General features: G+C 72.8%; 21 protein-coding genes. 12 read left to right on the plus strand and 9 right to left on the minus strand.

Annotated elements, in window-relative coordinates; genetic code table 11:
* Positions 1-70: 70 nt before the first annotated feature.
* Complete coding sequence (locus AC0VYN_RS28580; RefSeq protein ID WP_475533274.1) at positions 71-379, minus strand: small hydrophobic protein; 309 nt, start codon at positions 377-379, stop codon at positions 71-73.
* Positions 380-631: 252 nt separating this feature from the next.
* Positions 632-2,248, minus strand: a complete 1,617-nt coding sequence (locus AC0VYN_RS28585) for an MFS transporter (protein WP_475533275.1) — start codon at positions 2,246-2,248, stop codon at positions 632-634.
* Positions 2,249-2,394: 146 nt separating this feature from the next.
* Here AC0VYN_RS28585 and AC0VYN_RS28590 point away from each other — a divergent pair, with 146 nt between their 5' ends.
* From AC0VYN_RS28590 to AC0VYN_RS28600, 3 genes are all read left to right on the plus strand, one after another.
* Positions 2,395-3,078, plus strand: coding sequence for a TetR family transcriptional regulator (locus AC0VYN_RS28590; protein ID WP_475533276.1), 684 nt, complete (start codon positions 2,395-2,397; stop codon positions 3,076-3,078).
* Positions 3,079-3,143: 65 nt separating this feature from the next.
* Complete coding sequence (locus AC0VYN_RS28595; protein WP_475533277.1) at positions 3,144-4,361, plus strand: alpha/beta hydrolase; 1,218 nt, start codon at positions 3,144-3,146, stop codon at positions 4,359-4,361.
* Positions 4,362-4,427: 66 nt separating this feature from the next.
* Positions 4,428-5,276: a DUF4429 domain-containing protein gene (locus AC0VYN_RS28600; RefSeq protein ID WP_475533278.1), complete on the plus strand. Its 849-nt coding sequence runs from the start codon at positions 4,428-4,430 to the stop codon at positions 5,274-5,276.
* Here the strand turns inward: AC0VYN_RS28600 and AC0VYN_RS28605 are convergent.
* Positions 5,273-5,737 (minus strand): MerR family transcriptional regulator, encoded by a 465-nt coding sequence (locus AC0VYN_RS28605; protein ID WP_475533279.1) that lies wholly within the window; start codon positions 5,735-5,737, stop codon positions 5,273-5,275. The two genes, AC0VYN_RS28600 and AC0VYN_RS28605, sit on opposite strands and share 4 nt — an antisense overlap.
* A gap of 156 nt (positions 5,738-5,893) precedes the next feature.
* Here AC0VYN_RS28605 and AC0VYN_RS28610 point away from each other — a divergent pair, with 156 nt between their 5' ends.
* Entirely contained in the window at positions 5,894-6,709 is an 816-nt protein-coding gene (locus tag AC0VYN_RS28610; protein ID WP_475533280.1) for a serine hydrolase domain-containing protein, read from the plus strand.
* On the opposite strand, the gene AC0VYN_RS28615 is transcribed toward AC0VYN_RS28610, so the two are convergent.
* The gene (locus tag AC0VYN_RS28615) at positions 6,706-7,356 is read right to left on the minus strand and encodes a pirin family protein (protein WP_475537010.1); all 651 of its coding nucleotides are present in this window, start codon (positions 7,354-7,356) and stop codon (positions 6,706-6,708) included. The genes AC0VYN_RS28610 and AC0VYN_RS28615 overlap by 4 nt on opposite strands.
* A 62-nt stretch (positions 7,357-7,418) precedes the next feature.
* On the opposite strand from AC0VYN_RS28615, the gene fasR reads away from it, so the two are divergent.
* The 5 genes from fasR (at position 7,419) to fabF (ending at position 12,360) form a co-directional block, all read left to right on the plus strand.
* Entirely contained in the window at positions 7,419-8,624 is a 1,206-nt protein-coding gene (gene fasR / locus AC0VYN_RS28620; protein WP_385469932.1) for a fatty acid biosynthesis transcriptional regulator FasR, read from the plus strand.
* An 89-nt stretch (positions 8,625-8,713) separates the two neighbouring features.
* Entirely contained in the window at positions 8,714-9,625 is a 912-nt protein-coding gene (locus AC0VYN_RS28625; protein ID WP_475533281.1) for an ACP S-malonyltransferase, read from the plus strand.
* Positions 9,626-9,641: 16 nt separating this feature from the next.
* Positions 9,642-10,673, plus strand: coding sequence for a beta-ketoacyl-ACP synthase 3 (locus AC0VYN_RS28630; protein WP_475533282.1), 1,032 nt, complete (start codon positions 9,642-9,644; stop codon positions 10,671-10,673).
* Between the two features lie 79 nt (positions 10,674-10,752).
* Positions 10,753-11,001 (plus strand): acyl carrier protein, encoded by a 249-nt coding sequence (locus AC0VYN_RS28635; RefSeq protein ID WP_077795951.1) that lies wholly within the window; start codon positions 10,753-10,755, stop codon positions 10,999-11,001.
* An 87-nt stretch (positions 11,002-11,088) separates the two neighbouring features.
* Positions 11,089-12,360, plus strand: coding sequence for a beta-ketoacyl-ACP synthase II (gene fabF, locus AC0VYN_RS28640; RefSeq protein ID WP_475533283.1), 1,272 nt, complete (start codon positions 11,089-11,091; stop codon positions 12,358-12,360).
* Positions 12,361-12,448: 88 nt separating this feature from the next.
* On the opposite strand, the gene AC0VYN_RS28645 is transcribed toward fabF, so the two are convergent.
* On the minus strand, positions 12,449-12,943 hold the full coding sequence (locus AC0VYN_RS28645) for a DUF3145 domain-containing protein (protein ID WP_475533284.1): 495 nt from the start codon (positions 12,941-12,943) through the stop codon (positions 12,449-12,451).
* Between the two features lie 255 nt (positions 12,944-13,198).
* Between AC0VYN_RS28645 and AC0VYN_RS28650 the strand changes: the two genes are divergently transcribed.
* Both AC0VYN_RS28650 and AC0VYN_RS28655 read left to right on the plus strand, forming a co-directional pair.
* On the plus strand, positions 13,199-14,113 hold the full coding sequence (locus tag AC0VYN_RS28650; protein WP_475533285.1) for an SGNH/GDSL hydrolase family protein: 915 nt from the start codon (positions 13,199-13,201) through the stop codon (positions 14,111-14,113).
* Positions 14,114-14,169: 56 nt separating this feature from the next.
* Positions 14,170-15,144, plus strand: a complete 975-nt coding sequence (locus AC0VYN_RS28655; RefSeq protein WP_475533286.1) for an aldose epimerase family protein — start codon at positions 14,170-14,172, stop codon at positions 15,142-15,144.
* Between the two features lie 214 nt (positions 15,145-15,358).
* Here the strand turns inward: AC0VYN_RS28655 and AC0VYN_RS28660 are convergent, their stop codons facing one another.
* The 3 genes from AC0VYN_RS28660 to AC0VYN_RS28670 all read right to left on the minus strand — a co-directional run bounded on the left by AC0VYN_RS28660 (position 15,359) and on the right by AC0VYN_RS28670 (position 17,844).
* On the minus strand, positions 15,359-16,216 hold the full coding sequence (locus AC0VYN_RS28660) for an EI24 domain-containing protein (protein ID WP_475533287.1): 858 nt from the start codon (positions 16,214-16,216) through the stop codon (positions 15,359-15,361).
* A 78-nt stretch (positions 16,217-16,294) separates the two neighbouring features.
* Positions 16,295-16,714 carry an organic hydroperoxide resistance protein gene (locus AC0VYN_RS28665; protein ID WP_475533288.1) on the minus strand — a complete coding sequence of 140 codons (420 nt, stop codon included), beginning with the start codon at positions 16,712-16,714 and terminating at the stop codon, positions 16,295-16,297.
* Between the two features lie 107 nt (positions 16,715-16,821).
* Complete coding sequence (locus tag AC0VYN_RS28670; protein WP_475533289.1) at positions 16,822-17,844, minus strand: NADP-dependent oxidoreductase; 1,023 nt, start codon at positions 17,842-17,844, stop codon at positions 16,822-16,824.
* Between the two features lie 101 nt (positions 17,845-17,945).
* Between AC0VYN_RS28670 and AC0VYN_RS28675 the strand changes: the two genes are divergently transcribed.
* Positions 17,946-18,386, plus strand: coding sequence for a MarR family winged helix-turn-helix transcriptional regulator (locus AC0VYN_RS28675; protein ID WP_475533290.1), 441 nt, complete (start codon positions 17,946-17,948; stop codon positions 18,384-18,386).
* Between the two features lie 178 nt (positions 18,387-18,564).
* Here AC0VYN_RS28675 and AC0VYN_RS28680 read toward each other — a convergent pair whose 3' ends face one another.
* Positions 18,565-19,332: an SCO2400 family protein gene (locus tag AC0VYN_RS28680; RefSeq protein WP_475533291.1), complete on the minus strand. Its 768-nt coding sequence runs from the start codon at positions 19,330-19,332 to the stop codon at positions 18,565-18,567.
* Positions 19,333-19,541: the final 209 nt, after the last annotated feature.

Here is a 19,541-nt window from a genome sequence, read left to right on the forward strand (position 1 = left end):
ACGCGAGGAGGGCCCCCGGCGTCGCCGGGGGCCCTCCTCGTTCGCGCCTGCCGTCGGGCTTGCCGACCGGTCAGAGCATGCCGTTGTTCATGCCGGCCGACCCGGCGAGCCAGATGATGGCCAGGAGCGCGTCGATGGCACCCAGGGCGAAGGCGACCACCGCGGGCACCGGGCGTGAACCCTCCCAGCTGCGCCCCATGGCGAGCCATCCGCAGACGATCGCGGCGGGGCCGAGGATGATCCCCAGCGTGAAGAAGCCCGCGACCGCGCAGACGACGCCGATGATGCCGAGTGTCGCGCGGTCCGGCCCGGTCCCTGACCACGTCCGGCCGGGCGACCGGGGGTTCCTGCGCGTACCGTGTTCGAAGCTCGCCATCATCAACTCCCTGAACCTCTGGCCGAGTTCGGTTCATCTCGGGTTGATGTGCGAGTACCCGCGTCCGGGTGGACAATCCCCCCGCGGTGTGCTGCCCGCGCGCTGCCCCCCTCCGGCAGCGCGCCGCAGCCTCTCGTCCCCCCATGCCCTGCGGAGGACTTGACCCACTGTGACCTGCGAGGCCCCCCGGCGGGGAGGCTTCGCCGGCCCTGTCACCCTGATGGACGAACCCGGGCGACAGGGCCGCACCCTTCGTCAGATGTGGCCCACGCCCGCGCCGGCCTCGGCGTTGTCGCCGCGCTTGGTGAGGAACGCGACCAGCACCGCCACGGCGGCCACCCCCGCGGCGACGAGCGACGCCAGGCTCATACCGGAGATGAAGGTGTCGTGCGCGACGTCCGCGATCTTCGCGGCGATCGGCGCCGGGGTGCCCTCGGGCACCGGGGCGACGCCCTGCTGCACGAGCTGTGCGGCTTGGCCCTGCTGCTCCGGGCCGAGCTTGGGCAGACCCGCCTCGGCCCAGTTGCCGGCCAGGTCGCTGTCGACCCTGGAGGCCATCACGGCGCCCAGCACCGCCGTGCCGAGGCTGCCGCCGATCTGCATCGCGGCCTGCTGGAGGCCGCCGGCCACGCCGGACAGCTCCATCGGCGCGTTGCCGACGATGACCTCGGTCGCGCCGACCATGACGGGCGCGAGCCCGAGGCCGAGCAGGGCGAACCAGATGGACATCGCCAGGCTGCCGGTGTCCGTCTCCAGCGTGGACATGCCGTACATGGCGATCGCGGTGAACGCCATGCCGCCCGCGAGCGGGATGCGCGGACCGACCTTGGTGATCATCGCGCCCGCCAGTGGCGAGCCGACGATCATCATGCCGGTGAGCGGCAGCAGGTGCAGACCGGCGTCGATCGGGCTCATGCCGTGCACGTTCTGAAGGTAGAACGTGACGAAGAAGAGGCCGCCCATGAAGGCGATGGCCATCAGGACCATCAGGACGACACCCGCCGACAGCGGCACGGAACGGAACATCGTCAGCGGGATCAGCGGCTCCTCGACCCTGTTCTCCCAGAAGGCGAACAGGACGAAGCCCACGACCGACACCACGACGAACAGCCACGTCCGGCCGGAGCCCCAGCCCCAGTCCGGGGCCTTGATGAGCGCCCAGACGAGGCAGAACATCGAGGCCGACAGCAGGACGATGCCAAGGATGTCGAACGAGCGCGGGGCGTTCTCGGCCCGGTGATCCAGCAGGATCAGCACGCCGAGCACCACGGCGAGGACGCCGACCGGCACGTTGATGAAGAACACCGACTGCCAGTTGACGTGCTCGACCAGCACGCCGCCCAGGATGGGGCCGCCCGCCGTGGAGGCGCCGATGACCATGCCCCAGATGCCGATGGCCATGTTGAGCTTCTCGGCCGGGAAGGTGGCCCGCAGCAGGCCGAGCGCGGCCGGCATGAGCAGCGCGCCGAACAGGCCCTGGAAGACGCGGAAGGTGATGACCATCGCGATGCTGTCGGACAGCCCGATGGCACCGGAGGCGGCGGCGAAGCCGGCCACGCCGATGAGGAAGGTCTGCCGGTGGCCGAAACGGTCACCGAGCTTGCCCGCCGTGATCAGGGAGACCGCGAGAGCGAGGAAGTAGGCGTTGGTGATCCACTGGAGCTGGGGCCAGCTGGCACCCAGGTCCTTGCCGATGGCCGGGTTGGCGATGGCCACGATGGTGCCGTCGAGGGCCACCATCATGACGCCGACCGCGACGGTGACGAGGGTGGCCCACGGGTGGCCGCGCAGCCCCGAGGCAGGCGTCGCTTCCGACGGCGTGGGCGGCCCGTCCCCCGGCCCGGTTTTGTCGATGGTGGTCTGACTAGTCATAACTTCAGAGGCTAGTGACAGTCGCTGACAGTTGACAATCCAATTCATCGGTCGGTAACCGACACGTCTCATACGCAGGGCCCGTATAGCCTGAACCTAGCCTGATCAGGTGAAACGGTGACGCACCGGGGACAGGGAGACCACCTTTGACGACGGCGGACACGCCGGCGGCGGCGGGAGACGCCCAGGCGGCTCCCCGGCCGGGACTGCGCGAACGCAAGAAGCGGCACACCCGGGAGACGCTGCTGCGCCTCGCCCTGGAGCTGTTCACCGAGCGCGGCTACGAGGAGACGACCGTCGACGACGTCGCCGCGGCGGCCGACGTCTCGCAGCGCACCTTCTTCCGCTACTTCGCCAGCAAGGAGGAGGCGGCGTTCCACGTCTCACGGCTCGCCGAGGCGCACTTCGTCCGCGCCGTGCACCGCCGCCCGCCCGGCGAGGCGCCGCTGGACGCGCTGCGCGGCGCGCTGGAGGAGAGCTGGGACACCATCGGCGAAGCCGTCGAGGAGCTGGTGCCGCTCGAGCTGCACCTGCGCTTCCGCCGGGTGATCGAGTCGACGCCCGCGCTGCTCGCCGCCGACCTGCGGCGCGCGGCGGAGCTGGAGGAGGAGCTCGCCCGCGTCGTCGCCGCCCGCGAGGGCCTCGACCCGGACGAGGACCCGCGGCCGCGCGTGGCCGTGGCCGTCTTCGGCGCGGTCGTGCGGGTGACGGAGCGGATCTGGTCGGAACGGGACGAGACCGGCCTCGCGGCGCTGCGCGCCCTGACGGTCTCCTACCTCGATCAGGTCGGGCCCGCGCTCGCCGGGACGTGGCGGCCCCGTACCACATGAGCGAAACGTGATCCGCATCACTGGATTCACGCGAGACCGTGCCGTTCTCCTAGTGTGTCCTCCCAGTGACTTCCTTCGACACCTCCCCGCAACTGAACGTCTGGCGCGCTCTGCTCGCCCTGGCCGTGGTGTTCGTGATGCTGGCGACCACCGGGTGGACCGCCCTGCGCAACCAGCGGGGACCCACGGCGCTCGAGGCCTCGATCACGGCCTGGGAGCACGGCCGGGTGGACGGACGTCCGCTGCCCGACGCACAGGCGGCTCCCGCCCGGCTGTCCCGCTTCTTCGCCTCGCTCACCGCGGCTCAGCGTGCGGACCTGGCCCGCCGGTACCCCCTGGCCGTCGGCAACATGAACGGCGCGCCGGTCGAGCTGCGCTACCGGGCCAACCGCGCGGCACTCGGCAAGGCGCGCACGGTCGAGGGGCGGCGCCTGCACGACAAGCGCCTCTCCCCGTCCGGGCAGCGGGAGGCGGGCCGGCGCGTGGAGCGCTACGCGTCCCTGCTCGCCCCCGGCCGCCACATCCTCGCCTTCGACCCGGCCGGCTCGGGCCGGGTCGCCGAGGTGTTCGGGGACCTGGACCGCGCCGAACGGGTGTCGGTCGTCGTCCCCGGCGTGGACACCGAGCTGCTCACCTTCCAGCGCTCCGACCGCAGGTACTCGGCGCCCGCCGGCATGGCCGAGTCGCTCTACGCGGCCGAACGCGCGGCGAGCCCGTCGACGCGGACCGCGGTGATCGCCTGGGCCGACTACACCTCCCCCGCCGGCCTCGGCATGGAGGCGGCCACGGCCACGCGCGCCGAGCGCGGTGCCGTCCGGCTGAACGCGCTGCTGCGGGCGCTGCCCGGCCGCGCGCCCGTCTCCCTGTTCTGCCACAGCTACGGCTCGGTCGTGTGCGGCGTCGCCGCCGGCGCGCTGCCCGGCCGGGTGAGCGACATCGCCGTGGCCGGCAGTCCCGGCATGCGGGTCGAGAAGGCATCCCACCTGCACACCTCCGCCCGGGTGTGGTCGATGCGGGACGCCGACGACTGGATCCAGGACGTGCCGTACCTGGAGCTCGGCGGGCTGGGACACGGTGCCGACCCGGTGTCCGCGGCGTTCGGGGCCCGGGTGCTGTCGGCGCGGGGCGCCCAGGGGCACGCCGGGTACTTCGTACCGGGCACGGAGAGCCTCGCGAACTTCGCCGGGATCGGCGTTGGCGCATACCGCACGCTCGCCTGCGCCGGAGAGGACGGCACATGCCGGGCGGGTTTGTCCGCAGCGGTGACGGCGGAACGCGCGTAGAGGAGCGGAAACTCCGGTTTGCACGGACAGGGGACGAAGAAGCGCGTGCCGCATACGATGAGCCGCATGGGTGACGTACTGGCCGGATTTCATGCCGCCTGGGAGTTCCAGTCCGACTCCGTGCTCATCCGCTACGAACGGGGGATTCGAACACCCAAGCTGTTCCAGGCCCTGGGGGAACGCCGCGTCCCGCTGGAGGCGCTCGCCGGGGTGACGCTGACGCCCGGGAAACGCGGCACCGTCGTGCTGCGCGCCGAGCCGCGCCCCGGCGCCGATCCGCTGATGGAGGCGGCGGCCGGACAGCTCAGGGAGGGCTGCGACCCGTACCGGCTGGTCCTGCCCGCCGAGCGGGAGACCCTCGCGGAGTACTACGCCGACGAGCTGCGCGGGCTGCTGAGCGAGTCCGGCAGGACCGAGCGGTACCTGGTGGCGGCGCCCGAGGCACCGCTGCACTTCAAGGCCTACGACGGGAAGGCGTCCTTCGACGGGACGGCGGTGACGTTCCGCTGGTCCTGGACGGGCGCGTCGTCGGCGAAGTGGAAGGCCGGCGACCAGAGCTTCCCGGTCGCCGCGCTGGGCGGCGTGGAGTGGCGGTCCCCCGAGGCGTTCGAGGGGTACCTCCGGCTGCTGCCGCGGGACGCCGACGCGGTCGCCCCGCAGGCCGACCAGGACCCCGCGTCGGTCGTGTTCGGGCTCGGGTACGGGCCGGTGCACGAGTCGCTGCCGTTCGCCGCGGCGGTGCTGGCCGCGGTGCGGGAGCGGGGCCACGCGACGCCGGTACCGGTGCCGGCGCCCCGCCGGGACCCCGCGGACATCGCCGAGCGGATCCGGCACCTCGGGGAGCTGCACCGGGCGGGGCTGGTGACGGACGAGGAGTTCTCCTCGAAGAAGGCGGAGCTCCTCGCGGAGCTCTAGACGCGTCCCGCGTCCCCGTAGAAGCTGATCTTGCGGTCGAGCACGGCGAGGGTGTCCTGGAGCTCCGAGATCCGCGCCAGTACGTCGCGGCGGGTCGACTCCAGCAGCTCGCGCCGGTCGAGGTACGTGCTCTCCCCCTCGCGCACCAGCTCCGCGTACCGGACCATGTCGGCGACCGGCATGCCGGTCATGCGCAGCTTGCCGACGAAGTCGAGCCAGTCGAGGTCGCTGTTGCTGTAGCGGCGCTGCCCGGTGTGCGAGCGGTCGATGGTGGACATCAGGCCGATCCGCTCGTACCAGCGCAGCGTGTGGGCCGTCAGCCCGGTGAAGGCGACGACCTCGCTGATGGTGTAGCGGTCCTGGCCCTCGGGGCGCGGGTGGCGCCGGGGCGGGGCGGCGCAGGTGTCGGTTCTGGTGGCGTTCGGCCGGGCCGTCCCGGCCGTGGTCTGCATCACCGTCATGGCCCACACGCTATGACCTTGGAGTGCACTCCAGGCAAGCACGACGGCGGGAAACGCGCGGGACGGCCGGTGCGGCCGGTCACCGGTGCCGCGGCGGCGACGTCCGACCCGACCCCTCGGTGCGGCCGCGCCCGTGGGCCGCTTAGGCTCGGTGGCATGTCCTTGAAGAGCGTCGCACTGATCGAGAACTGGCCGGTTCCCACCGCCGCGGCGGGTGTCGTCCGCGCCGACGGCACGGTCCTGGGGACCCACGGCCCCGTCGGGCGGCGCTTCCCGCTCGCCTCGGTCACCAAGCCGCTCGCGGCGTACGCGGCGCTCGTCGCCTACGAGGAGGGCGCGATCGAGCTGGACGAGCCGGCCGGCCCGCCCGGTGCGACGGTCCGTCACCTGCTCGCGCACACCTCGGGGCTGGCCTTCGACGAGCACCGGACGACCGCCCCGCCCGGGGAGCGGCGGCTGTACTCCAACGCCGGCTTCGAGCAGCTCGGCGACCACATCGCCGAGGCGACCGACATCCCGTTCGCCGAGTACGCGCGGCAGGCGGTGCTGGAGCCGCTGGGCATGGCGGACACCACCCTGGACGGCTCCCCCGCGAAGGACGGCGTCTCGACGGTCGAGGACCTGCTGCGGTTCGCCGCCGAGGTGCAGGCACCGCGCCTGCTGGACCCGCGCACGGTCGCCGCGGCGATGACGGTGCAGTACCCGGGCACCAAGGGTGTGCTGCCGGGCTACGGCCACCAGAACCCCAACGACTGGGGCCTCGGTTTCGAGATCCGCGACGCCAAGTCCCCGCACTGGACGGGCGCTTCGTCCTCGCCCCGCGCCTTCGGGCACTTCGGCCAGTCGGGCACCTTCCTGTGGATCGACCCCGACGCCCGGGTCGCCTGCGTGGCCCTGACCGACCGCGCCTTCGGCCCGTGGGCGGCCGAGGCGTGGCCGCCCTTCACGGACGCGGTGCTGGCGGAGGTTTAGGACATCTCCCACACCAGCAGCTCGGCGGCGGTCACCGCGACCGCCTCCACCTCCTTCGCGTCCGTGATCCGCGCCGCGTCCCCCGCCTCCAGCACCTCGCCGTCCAGGCGCACGGTGCCGCGCACGACGTGGACGTAGAGGTACGCCCCGTCCGGCACCGCCGTCCGCTCCCCCGCCGCGAGCCGCCGTACGTGCAGCATGGCGCCCGCCCCGGGGACGGCGTAGGGGGTGGAGTCGGCGATGCCGCGGACGATCTCGTAGGACGGGTCGCCGCCGGGCTCGCGCGGGGCCAGCCACATCTGGACGAAGGTCAGCGGCACCGGGCCGTCGTTGCGCTCGACGTGCCGCACGCCGCCCGCCGAGCCGAGGCGCTGCACGTCCCCGGCGCGCACGAGCGTCTCGTGGCCCGCGCTGTCCCGGTGGGTCAGCTCGCCCTCCACCACCCACGTGACGATCTCGGTGTGGCTGTGCGGGTGCTCGTCGAAGCCCGCGCCGGGTGCCAGGCGCTCCTCGTTGCAGGCGATCAGCGCGCCGAAGCGGAGGTTGTCCGGGTCGTAGTGGGGGCCGAAGGAGAAGGCGTGGCGCGACTCGATGCCGGCCGACCGGTCGCCGCCTGGATAGCGCTCGTCGGCGCGCCGTACGTCCATCACGCCGTCCACCGTAGACCCGGCGGCAAGCCCGCCCGTCCGGATAAGGCAGTCTTGTCCCCGTGCCCGAACCCGAAACCAGCAAGCCCGAGCCCACGGCGCGCGCCGTCCATCCGCATGCCCCGACCCTGAAGCGACTGGAGCAGTCCTCCGGATCGCTCGCCGCGCAGGCGATCGCGCGGATGGACGAGACGCTGCCGTGGTACCGGGCGATGCCCCCGGAGAACCGTTCCTGGATCGGGCTGGTCGCCCAGGCCGGCATCGCCGCCTTCACCGAGTGGTTCCGGCACCCGGACGCCCCGCAGGCCATCTCGACCGACGTCTTCGGCACCGCGCCGCGCGAGCTGACCCGGGCGATCACGCTGCGGCAGACCGTCGAGATGGTGCGGACCACCATCGAGGTCATGGAGTCGGCCATCGACGAGGTGGCGGCGCCCGGCGACGAGTCCGTGCTGCGCGAGGCGCTGCTCGTGTACGCCCGGGAGATCGCCTTCGCGACCGCCCAGGTGTACGCGCAGGCCGCCGAGGCACGCGGTGCCTGGGACGCGCGGCTGGAGTCGCTGGTGGTGAACGCGGTGCTCAGCGGCGAGGCCGACGAGGGCGCCGTGTCCCGGGCGGCGGCGCTGGGCTGGAACTCCCCCGAACACGTGTGCGTGGTGCTGGGCACCGCCCCCGACGGGGACTCCGAACTGACCGTGGAGGCCATCCGGCGCGCGGCCCGGCACGCCAAGCTCCAGGTGCTGACCGGGGTGCTCGGGGACCGGCTGGTGGTGATCGCGGGCGGCAGCGACAATCCGCTGGCCGTCGCGAAGTCGCTGATCGGCCCGTTCGCGCAGGGGCCGGTGGTGGCCGGTCCGGTGGTGCCGGACCTGCTGGCCGCGACCCGGTCCGCGCAGGCGGCCGCGGCCGGCCTGAAGGCCTGCACCGCTTGGCAGGACGCTCCGCGGCCGGTGCTGGCGGACGATCTGCTGCCGGAGCGCGCGATCGCCTCCGACCCTTCGGCCCGCGAGCAGTTGGTGGAGGAGATCTACAGACCGCTGGAGGACGCCGGGGCCGCGCTCCTGGAGACGCTCAGTGTCTATCTGGAGCAGGCGAGCAGCCTCGAAGGCGCCGCGCGGATGCTCTTCGTTCACCCGAACACCGTGCGCTACCGGCTCCGACGTGTGACGGACGTCACCGGGTGGTCGCCCTCTGATGTACGGTCTGCCTTCACCCTGCGGATCGCGCTCATCCTGGGGCGTCTGGCCGATGGAGATCCGCAACTCTAGGTTTTTGTCGGGGGTCCACAAAACCCCCTCGTGTTCTTCGTCCTTGTCCCCACGGGCGGTCGTGGCCGTCCTCAAGAGAGAGTGTGAGAGTGCTCGTACTCGTCGCTCCCGGCCAGGGCGCCCAGACGCCCGGCTTCCTGACTGAATGGCTCGACCTCCCCGGTGCCGCCGACCGCGTCGCCGCGTGGTCCGACGCCATCGGACTCGACCTCGCCCACTACGGCACGAAGGCCGACGCGGACGCGATCCGCGACACCGCCGTGGCGCAGCCGCTTCTGGTCGCCGCCGGACTGCTGTCCGCCGCGGCCCTCGGCGACCTCCTGCCGGGCGCCGTCGCGGGCCACAGTGTCGGCGAGTTCACCGCCGCCGCCTTCGCGGGCGTCCTCGACGACACCGCCGCGCTGACCCTCGTGCGCCGCCGGGGCCTGGCCATGGCCGAGGCCGCCGCCGTCACGGAGACCGGCATGTCGGCGCTGCTCGGCGGCGACCCCGAGGTGAGCGTGGCGCACCTGGAGAAGCTCGGCCTGACCCCGGCGAACGTGAACGGCGCGGGGCAGATCGTGGCGGCCGGCACCCTGGAGCAGCTGGCCGCGCTGAACGAGGACAAGCCCGAGGGCGTCCGCAAGGTCGTGCCCCTGAAGGTCGCCGGCGCGTTCCACACGCACCACATGGCGCCCGCGGTGGACAAGCTGGCCGAGGCCGCCAAGGAGCTGGCGCCGGCCGACCCGAAGGTGACGTACGTCTCCAACAAGGACGGGCGGGCCGTCGCCACCGGCGCCGAGGTGCTGGAGCGTCTGGTCGGCCAGGTCGCCAACCCGGTCCGCTGGGACCTGTGCATGGAGACGTTCAAGGAGCTCGGCGTCACCGCCCTGATCGAGGTGTGCCCCGGCGGCACGCTGACCGGCCTGGCCAAGCGCGCGCTGCCCGGCGTGCGGACGCTGGCCCTGAAGACCCCCGCCGACCTCGACGCGGCCCGCGAGCTCGTCGCCGAGCAGGCCTGACAAGGAGCCCCAGAGCATGCCGAAGATCAAGCCCAGCAAGGGCGCCCCGTACGCACGCATCCTCGGCGTGGGCGGTTACCGCCCCACGCGGGTCGTGCCCAACGAGGTGATCCTCGAGACGATCGACTCGTCCGACGAGTGGATCCGCTCGCGCTCCGGCATCGAGACGCGGCACTGGGCCTCGCCCGAGGAGACCGTCGCGGCCATGTCGATCGAGGCGTCCGGCAAGGCCATCGCGGACGCCGGCATCGACGCCTCGCGGATCGGCGCCGTGGTCGTCTCGACCGTGTCGCACTTCAGCCAGACCCCGGCCGTCGCCACGCTGATCGCCGACAAGCTCGGCACCGGGAAGGCCGCGGCGTTCGACATCTCGGCGGGCTGCGCGGGCTTCGGCTACGGCCTGACGCTGGCCAAGGGCATGATCGTCGAGGGTTCGGCGGAGTACGTCCTGGTCATCGGCGTGGAGCGGCTCTCGGACCTGACCGACCTGGAGGACCGGGCGACGGCCTTCCTGTTCGGCGACGGCGCGGGCGCGGTCGTGGTCGGCCCGTCCCAGGAGCCGGCCATCGGCCCGACGGTCTGGGGCTCGGAGGGCGACAAGTCCGAGACGATCAAGCAGACGGTGCCGTGGGACCGGTTCCGGATCGGCGACGTCTCGGAGCTGCCCCTCGACAGCGAGGGCAACGTGAAGTTTCCTGCGATCACGCAGGAGGGCCAGGCGGTGTTCCGCTGGGCCGTGTTCGAGATGGCGAAGGTCGCCCAGCAGGCGCTGGAAGCGGCCGGGATCAGCCCGGACGACCTGGATGTCTTCATTCCGCACCAGGCCAACGTGCGGATCATCGACTCGATGGTGAAGACGCTGAAGCTGCCGGAGCACGTCACGGTCGCCCGTGACATCCGCACCACCGGCAACACCTCGGCCGCCTCGATCCCGCTCGCTATGGAGCGGCTCCTGGCGACCGGTGAGGCGAAGAGCGGCGACACCGCGCTCGTCATCGGCTTCGGGGCGGGTCTCGTCTACGCCGCGACGGTCGTTACTCTCCCCTAGGCACTCCGTGCCGGATCACGCGGTCCGGGGCGGAGCACAAGAGCCACACCCTCTGGAACATCTACGAAGGAGCGCCGCCATGGCCGCCACTCAGAAGGAGATCGTCGACGGTCTCGCCGAGATCGTGAACGAGATCGCCGGTATCCCGGTTGAGGACGTCCAGCTGGACAAGTCCTTCACCGACGACCTGGACGTCGACTCGCTGTCCATGGTCGAGGTCGTCGTCGCCGCCGAAGAGCGTTTCGACGTCAAGATCCCGGACGACGACGTCAAGAACCTCAAGACCGTCGGTGACGCGACCGACTACATCCTCAAGCACCAGAGCTGATCGACCGATCACTGCCTCTGGGCTGACTGCCCCGCCACCCGGCGGTGGCGCCGTACGAATCCGTATCCCGTTGGAGAAAGAATTCCCGTGAGCTCGACCAATCGCACCGTGGTCGTCACCGGTATCGGCGCAACCACACCGCTGGGTGGCGACGCAGCCTCTACCTGGGAGGGGCTGGTGGCCGGCAGGTCCGGCGTCAAGCCCCTCGAGCAGGAGTGGGCCGCCGACCAGGCGGTCCGCATCGCGGCCCCGGTCGCCGTGGACCCCTCCGAGGTCATTCCGCGGCCGCAGGCCCGCCGGCTGGACCGTTCGGCGCAGTTCGCGCTGGTCGCGGCCCAGGAGGCGTGGAAGGACGCCGGCTTCACCGCCAAGGCCGGTGAGGACGGCGCCGTCGACCCCGACCGGCTCGGCGCGGTCATCGCCTCCGGCATCGGCGGCGTGACGACCCTGCTGGACCAGTACGACGTGCTGAAGGAGAAGGGCGTCCGCCGCGTCTCCCCGCACACCGTCCCCATGCTGATGCCGAACGGCCCCTCCGCCAACGTGGGTCTGGCCGTGGGCGCCCGGGCGGGCGTGCACACGCCGGTCTCCGCCTGCGCGTCGGGCGCCGAGGCCATCGGCTACGCCATCGAGATGATCCGTTCCGGCCGTGCCGACGTCGTCGTCGCGGGTGGCACGGAGGCGGCGATCCACCCGCTGCCCATCGCCGCCTTCGGCAACATGATGGCGATGTCCAAGAACAACGACGACCCGCAGGGTGCCTCGCGTCCCTGGGACATCGCCCGGGACGGCTTCGTCCTCGGCGAGGGCGCCGGCGTCCTCGTGCTGGAGTCCGCCGAGCACGCCGCCGAGCGCGGTGCCCGCGTCTACGCGGAGGCGGTCGGCCAGGGCATCTCCGCCGACAGCCACGACATCGTGCAGCCGGAGCCCGAGGGCCGCGGCATCTCCGCCGCCCTGCAGCACCTGCTGGACCGCACCGGCCTGAACCCGGCGGAGATCGTGCACGTCAACGCGCACGCCACCTCGACGCCCGCCGGTGACCTCGCCGAGCTGAAGGCGCTGCGCAAGGTCCTCGGCGACGACGTGGACCACATGGCGGTCTCCGGCACCAAGTCGATGACCGGTCACCTCCTCGGCGGTGCGGGCGGCGTGGAGTCCGTCGCGACCGTGCTCGCCCTGTACCACCGGGTGGCGCCGCCGACCATCAACGTCGACAACATCGACCCCGAGGCCGAGGCCACCGCGGACATCGTCCGCGGCGAGGCCCGCAAGCTGCCCGTCGAGGGCCGCATCGCCGCGCTGAACGACTCGTTCGGCTTCGGCGGGCACAACGTGGTGCTGGCGTTCCGGGCGGTCTGAGCGACCCCCGTACGCGCCTGAAAGGGCCCCCACCGGCCGGTGGGGGCCCTTTCGCGTGCCGTCGCGCCCGGCGCCCGGGGGCGCGGCGTCACACCACCTGGTGCAGCCAGCGCACCGGGGCGCCCTCGCCGGCGTACCGGAACGGCTCCAGTTCGTCGTCCCAGGGCTTGCCGAGGAGCTTGGCGATCTCCTTCTCCAGGTCGGTCTCGCCGGCCCGGGAGCGGGCCAGGGCGGCCCGCAGCCGGTCCTCGGGGATCAGGATGTCGCCGTGGATTCCGGTGACGGCGTGAAAGATGCCGAGGTCGGGGGTGCAGCTGTAGCGCTCGCCCTCGGCTCCGGCGGACGGTTCCGCGGTGACCTCGAAGCGCAGCATCTGCCAGCCGCGCAGCGCGGAGGCGAGTTTGGAGGCGGTGCCGGCCTGGCCCTGCCAGGAGAACTCCGAGCGCCAGGTGCCGGGCGAGGCGGGCTGCCGGATCCAGTCCAGGGCGACGCGGGTTCCGAGCACACCGGCGACGGCCCACTCGACGTGCGGGCAGAGCGCGCGCGGCGCGGAGTGCACGTACAGGACTCCACGGGTCGTCACCGGAACCTCCGGGCTGAGCGGGACTTCTCGGAACGGGTGGAACGGCCGTGACCGGGTGGGCCACATGAGGGCGAGGCTACCGTGCGACGGCGCAAGGAGTGTGACGTACCGTCGGTCCAGGTGCCGGGAAACCGTCGGCATTCACCCGGCAGGACGCCTGTACGGATGTGAGCCGTCGCATCCGGGGCCCGGGAACCCTGGCGTCGTGTCATGGGTTGAGGACGTTGGAGGCACGAGGCGAGGGACGGTACCGGCATGGGGCAGGGGACGGATCACGGAACTCGGGTCCGATTGCGCCGTTCGCGTGCCCTGCTCGCCGTGCTGACCGCCGCCGTCCTCGGCGTGGCCGGCTGCGACGCCGCCGGCGGCGACTCCCCCGGCGCGTCCGGCACCGGCTCCGGGCGGCCGTCGCCGAGTCCCACGCCGGCCTGGGACACGAGCCCGGGGTCGGTCGCTGCGGTGGGCGACTCCATCACCCGCGGCTTCGACGCCTGCGCGATCCTGTCGGACTGCCCCGAGGTGTCGTGGGCGACCGGCAGCAGTGCCGAGGTCGACAGCCTGGCCGTGCGGCTGCTGGGGGCGAAGGCGGCCGGGCGGAGCTGGAACTACGCGGTCACCGGGGCCCGGATGGCGGACCTGACCGGGCAGGTGAGGCGGGCGGCGGCACGGAGACCGGAACTGGTGACGGTGATGGCCGGGGCGAACGACGCCTGCCGGACCTCCACCGACGCGATGACCCCGGTGGCCGACTTCCGGGCGCAGTTCGAGGACGCGATGCGTACGCTGCGCCGGGAGCTGCCCAGGACGCAGGTGTACGTGGCCGGCATCCCGGACCTGAAGCGGCTGTGGTCCGAGGGGCGCACCAACCCGCTGGGCAAGCAGGTGTGGCAGCTCGGCATCTGCCCGTCGATGCTGGCCGACGCGGACGCCGTGGACGCCGCGGCGACGCTGCGGCGCAACACGGTGCGGGACCGCGTGGACGACTACAACGAGGTCCTGCGGGAGGTCTGCGCGAAGGACCGCAAGTGCCGTACCGACGGCGGGGCGGTGCACGGCTTCCGGTTCGGCACCGACCAGTTGAGCCAGTGGGACTGGTTCCACCCGAGCGTGGACGGGCAGGCCCGGCTGGCGGAGATCGCCTATCGCGCCGTCACCGCGAAGACCCCCTGACGGACCGCGCCGACGCAGGTCCGGGCGGGTCCCCGGCGTGTCCTAGAGTTCCGCACATGAACGAACTCTTCGGCACACTTTCCGACGGCACGCCGGTCCACCGCTGGACCCTGGAGCGGGCCGGCGTGCGGGTGCGGGTCCTGACGTACGGCGGGATCGTGCAGTCGGCCGAGGTCCCGGACCGGGACGGGCGCACCGCGGACGTGGTGCTGGGGTTCGCCGGTCCGGACGGCTATCTGACGCACCCGGAGCCCTACTTCGGCGCGCTCGTCGGCCGGTACGCCAACCGGATCGCCGGCGGCCGTTTCACGCTGGACGGGCGGACGTACACGCTGGCGCGCAACAACGGGCCCAACTCGCTGCACGGCGGCGAGCGCGGCTTCGACAAGCGCGTGTGGGACGCGGAACCCGCCGGGCGGCACGGCGTCCGCCTGCGCAGGATCAGCCCGCACGGCGAGGAGGGCTTCCCGGGCCGCCTGGAGATCTCGGCGACGTACACGCTGGAGGAGCCGGGCGCGCTGCGGATCGCGTACGAGGCGGTGACCGACGCGCCGACCGTGCTGAACCCGACCAACCACAGCTACTTCAACCTGGGCGGCTCCGGTCACACGGGCGGACACGAGCTGCGGATCGACGCGTCCCGGATCACGCCGGTCGACGCGGACCTGATCCCGGCGGGTGCGCCCGCCGAGGTGGCGGGCACGCGTTTCGATTTCCGCCGGGCCCGCAAGGTCGGTGCGGGCTACGACCACAACTTCGTCCTCGACAAGGGCGTGACGGACACCGCGGTGCCGGTCGCCGAGCTGTACGACCCGGCGTCCGGGCGGGCGCTGACGGTGGCGACCACCGAGCCCGGCCTCCAGCTGTACACCGCGGACCACCTGGGCGAGCCGTTCGCGCCCGGCGACGGCATCGCGCTGGAGACGCAGCACTTCCCGGACTCCCCGAACCGGCCGGACTTCCCGAGCACGGTGCTGCGGCCGGGCGAGGTGTTCCGCTCGGAGACGGTGTACGGCTTCTCGGCACGGTAGCCCGGGGCGGTGGCCGTCGCCGGGCCGGACGGCGGCGGTCGTGGGGCGGCGGGCGGTCGGGGCGGCGGGCCGCGTGAGCCCCGGCCCGGCCGTCAGGTCCCGGACCGGGGCTGTCCCGCGGGGGTCGCCGTGCGGCGCCCCGGTCCGACCGTAAACGCCGTGGTGGCCCACCGGTCCGTCAAGCGGCGCCCGGTGCGCGGTTCGTACGAATCCTTCACAAACGGCCGCCGCGTCCGGCGGGGTCCGTGAACGTGCCGCCGGACGCCGTGCCATCGCCGGACCCGTCGCCGGAACCGTCGTCGGAGGGCTCGGTGCCGCCCTCGCGGGTCTCCTCGCCCAGCAGCTCCCGGGCGAGGAGCGTGGCGCCGGCGACCGCGCCCGGCATCAGGAACACGGCGACGAACGGCACCAGGAACGCCACGCCCAGGGGTGTGCCGAAGCCCCAGACCAGCGTCTTGCGGGAGCGGAGCAGGGCGAGGCGCTCGCGCAGCTCGACCCCGCGGCGCTGGAGGGCGACGGCGGCCAGTTCCTCGGTGAGGAAGAAGCCGGTGACGAAGAAGCCGATCACCGGCACGATCGTCTGGCCGACGACCGGCACGAAGCCGGCGGCGAAGAGCAGCACGCCCCAGACGGCGGCGCGCAGCAGGATGCGCAGGCTGTCGCGGGCGGAGATCCACAGCTCGCGCCAGAGCGGCAGGTTCGACACGGGTGCGGTGCCGTCCGGGGAGACGTCCCGGTCGACCCGCTCGGAGAGGCTCTCGTAGAAGGGCTGCCCGACCAGCAGCGTGACCGCGGTGAAGGTCAGGACCGCCATGAGCAGGGCGAGGGCGAACAGGACGGCGGTGAGCAGACCGCGGAAGAGGCCGAGCCAGGGGCTCGGCCAGTCGTCGGCGAAGGGGGTCGCCCAGCCGACGACGTCCTCGCCCCACAGCGCCAGCGCGACCAGCACGGCCGCGTACAGCACGAGGGTGATCAGGCCCGGGAGGAGCCCGAAGCCGTAGCTCCTGCCGTGCCGGGTCACCCAGCGCTGGCCCTTCAGGAGATGGCCGAATCCCGCCCCAAGATCACGCATGGGCGGAACTCTACCGGGCGCCGGAGGCCGCGCCCCCGGGCTCGGGGACGCGGCCTCCGGTGTGCGTGAGGGGCCCGGTCAGGCGAGCGTCACGGTGATGTTCCCCCGGGTCGCCTTGGAGTACGGGCAGACCTGGTGGGCCTTCTCCACCAGGGCCCGCGCGGTGGCGGCGTCCACGGACGGAATCTCGGCGGAGATCTCGACGACGATGCCGAAGCCGTCGTCGTTCTTGCCGATGCCGACCTTGGCGGTGACGGTCGAACCCGAGACGTCGGCACCCTCCTGGCGGGCGACGACGGCGAGCGCGCCCTGGAAGCAGGCGCTGTAGCCCGCGGCGAAGAGCTGCTCGGGGTTCGTGCCGGCGCCGCTGCCGCCCATCTCCTTGGGCGGGTTCACGACCACGTCGAGCTTGCCGTCATCGGTGGCGACGCGTCCGTCGCGGCCGTTCTCGGCGGTGGCGACGGCGGTGTACAGGACCTCGGACTGCTGGATCGGCATGCGGGTGTCCTCCTCCTCGGTCCGCCGTGACTCGCGCCCACGATCACGACGGATTTCGGAATGACGCTATCGCATGGCGGAAACTCCGGGAAGGTCCGCCCTCAGTCTCAGAGCTTGACGATCATCTTGCCGGTGTTGTCGCCGCGCAGGACGCCGAGGAAGGCCTCGAGGTTGTTCTCGATGCCCTCGACCACCGTCTCGCGGTACTTCAGCTCGCCGGAGCGGACCCAGGGGCCGACCTCCTGGACGAACTGCGGCTGGAGGTCGTAGTGGTCGCCGACCAGGAAGCCCTCGATGCGGCCGCGGGTCTGGATGAGGCGGGCGAGGTTCTTCGGGCCCGGGGCCGGCTCGGTGTTGTTGTAGACCGAGATCATGCCGCAGACGGCGATGCGGCCGTCCCGGTTGAGGGAGCCGATGGCGGCCTCCAGGTGGTCGCCGCCCACGTTGTCGAAGTAGACGTCGATGCCGTCCGGTGCGGCGGCGCGCAGCTGCTCGGCCACCGGGCCCTCCTTGTAGTTGAAGGCGGCGTCGAAGCCGTACTCGTCGACCAGCAGCTTGACCTTCTCGTCGGAACCGGCCGAGCCGATGACCCGCGAGGCGCCCTTGAGCTTCGCGATCTGGCCGACCTGGCTGCCGACGGCACCGGCGGCGCCGGAGACGAACACCGCGTCGCCCTCCTTGAAGGCGGCGGTGCGCAGCAGGCCGGCGTAGGCGGTCAGGCCGGTCATGCCGAGCACGCCCAGGTACGTCGACAGGGGCGCGGCCTCCGGGTTCACCTTGACGGCGTTCGCGGCGTCCACGGCGGCGTACTCGCGCCAGCCGAAGAAGTGCAGGACGTGGTCGCCGACGGCGATGCCCTCGGCGTTGGAGGCGACGACCTCGCCGACGGCCCCGCCCTGCATGACCTTGCCGAGCTCGAAGGGCGCGACGTAGGACTTGGCGGCGCTCATGCGGCCGCGCATGTACGGGTCGACGGAGAGGAACAGGTTGCGCACGAGCACCTGGCCCTCACCCGGGGTGGGGACCTCCGCCTCGACGAGGGAGAAGTCCTCCGGCTTGGGCCAGCCGACCGGGCGGCTGAGCAGGTGCCATTCGCGGTTGACGGTGGGGAGAGCGGGGGAGTCGGCCATGGGGACGCCTTCCTGGGAGTGCGGGGAGAATGTTTCAGTGCCTGAAACAACCATGCGACTGAACATTTCAGGTTGTCAAACAACTGGGTACCCTGGATTCCATGGCCACACCACGCGACACTCCCCGCCGACCCGACGCGCTCACCCTCGAAGTCGTCGAACTGATCGGCGAGGTCGTGGCCCGCTTCCACGCGGACTACGAGGAGGCCGCGGCGGAGCGGGCCCTCACCGGGGCGCAGGCCAAGCTGCTCAGCCTGCTCTCGCTGGAGCCGCTGCCGATGCGGAAGCTGGCGCAGAAGCTGAAGTGCGAGCCGTCGAACGTCACGGGGATCGTGGACCGGCTGGAGGCGCGGGGGCTGGTGGAGCGCCGCCCGGACCCGACCGACCGGCGGGTGAAGGTGGCGGCGGCGACGGAGGAGGGCCGGCGGGTGGCCCGGGACCTGCGGGAGACCCTGCGCTTCGCCCGGGAGCCGCTGGCGGGGCTGGCGGAGGAGGAGCGGGTCGCGCTGCGGGACGCGCTGCGGCGGATGCTGGGGGTCTGAGCGCGGGCCGGGCGGGGCCGGTGAGCGCGCCTCCGCGGGCGGCCCGGGTCCGGTCCCTGCCGGGCGTGGGCGCGCCGGCGCGTGTCCCCCGGTGGACCGGCGCCTCCGCCGGAGGGGCGCTCGGCCCCGCGCCGACGGGGTGCCTCCCCCGCCATCCCGCTTCCCTCGAGCGGCTTGGCTAGGTGCACCACCACAGGAAGCGGTCGCACGTCTCCGTGGGGGTCGGGTCCGGCGTGGGCGTCGGGGTGGGGGTCTCGGCCGGGGGCGGGGCGTCCGGGGGCGTCGACGGACCGTCCGGGCCGGGGGTCGCCTCCGGCGCCGGGGGCTCCGACGGGCTTCCGCTCCCGGTCGCCGCTCCCGGCTCCCCCGCGTCCGGGGACGACGACGCGGAGGCCGACGCGGACGCCGAGGCCGAGGCGGACGCGGAACCGGAGGCGGAGGCGCCGGGGGACGGGCCGGCCGAGGACGAGGTCGATATCGAGGTCCCGGCGGCCGGTTCGGCCGAGGCCTCCCCCACCTCCCGTGTCGAGGCACCGTCCGCCGTCTCGCCCCCGGCGGCCACCGGCTGCGCCGGGGAGTGCGCGGCGTCCGTGCCGAGTTCGGCGAGGCTCAGACCGCCGGCCGCCAGGACGAACCCCGCGGCGACGAGCAGCGTCCGGCGACGGCGCCGGCGGTGCGCGGCGGCCTTCCGGTCCCGGCGGCTCGCCCTGCCGCCACGACCGGCCGGACCCTCGTCACCCGAGGCGCCGGAGGCATCGGCGGTGCCGGAGGCTTCACCGGCGTAGGGGGTGCCGGCGGTGTCCGGTGCGCCGGTGGCCCCCGGCGGACGCTCCCCGGCCGCCGTCAAGTGGGCCTCGGGCGCGGGGAGTCCGGGGGCAGGAGTGCCGCACCCAGGACAGGCGAGGGCGCCGTTGAGGTGCCGTCGGCACGGGTGGCAGAAGTCCATGACGCGGGAAGGTTAAGTTCTGCGACGGCTGCGTCTCCAGAGGCCGCTGTGAAGGTTGTGTGGGAAAGCGCCCGGACCCGTCGCGCCCCGCCCTCGCCAAACTGCCGAAACCGTTACCTGTCCGACCCATTGACACCCCCGCCGCCCCCTCCTTACTGTCACGCCAGCATTTCGAACGAGTGACGAAATATCGAACAGAGCGAAGGGCA

Source organism: Streptomyces sp. 63XJN7_1_ISO-PGPR-S23-121 (assembly GCF_056173025.1).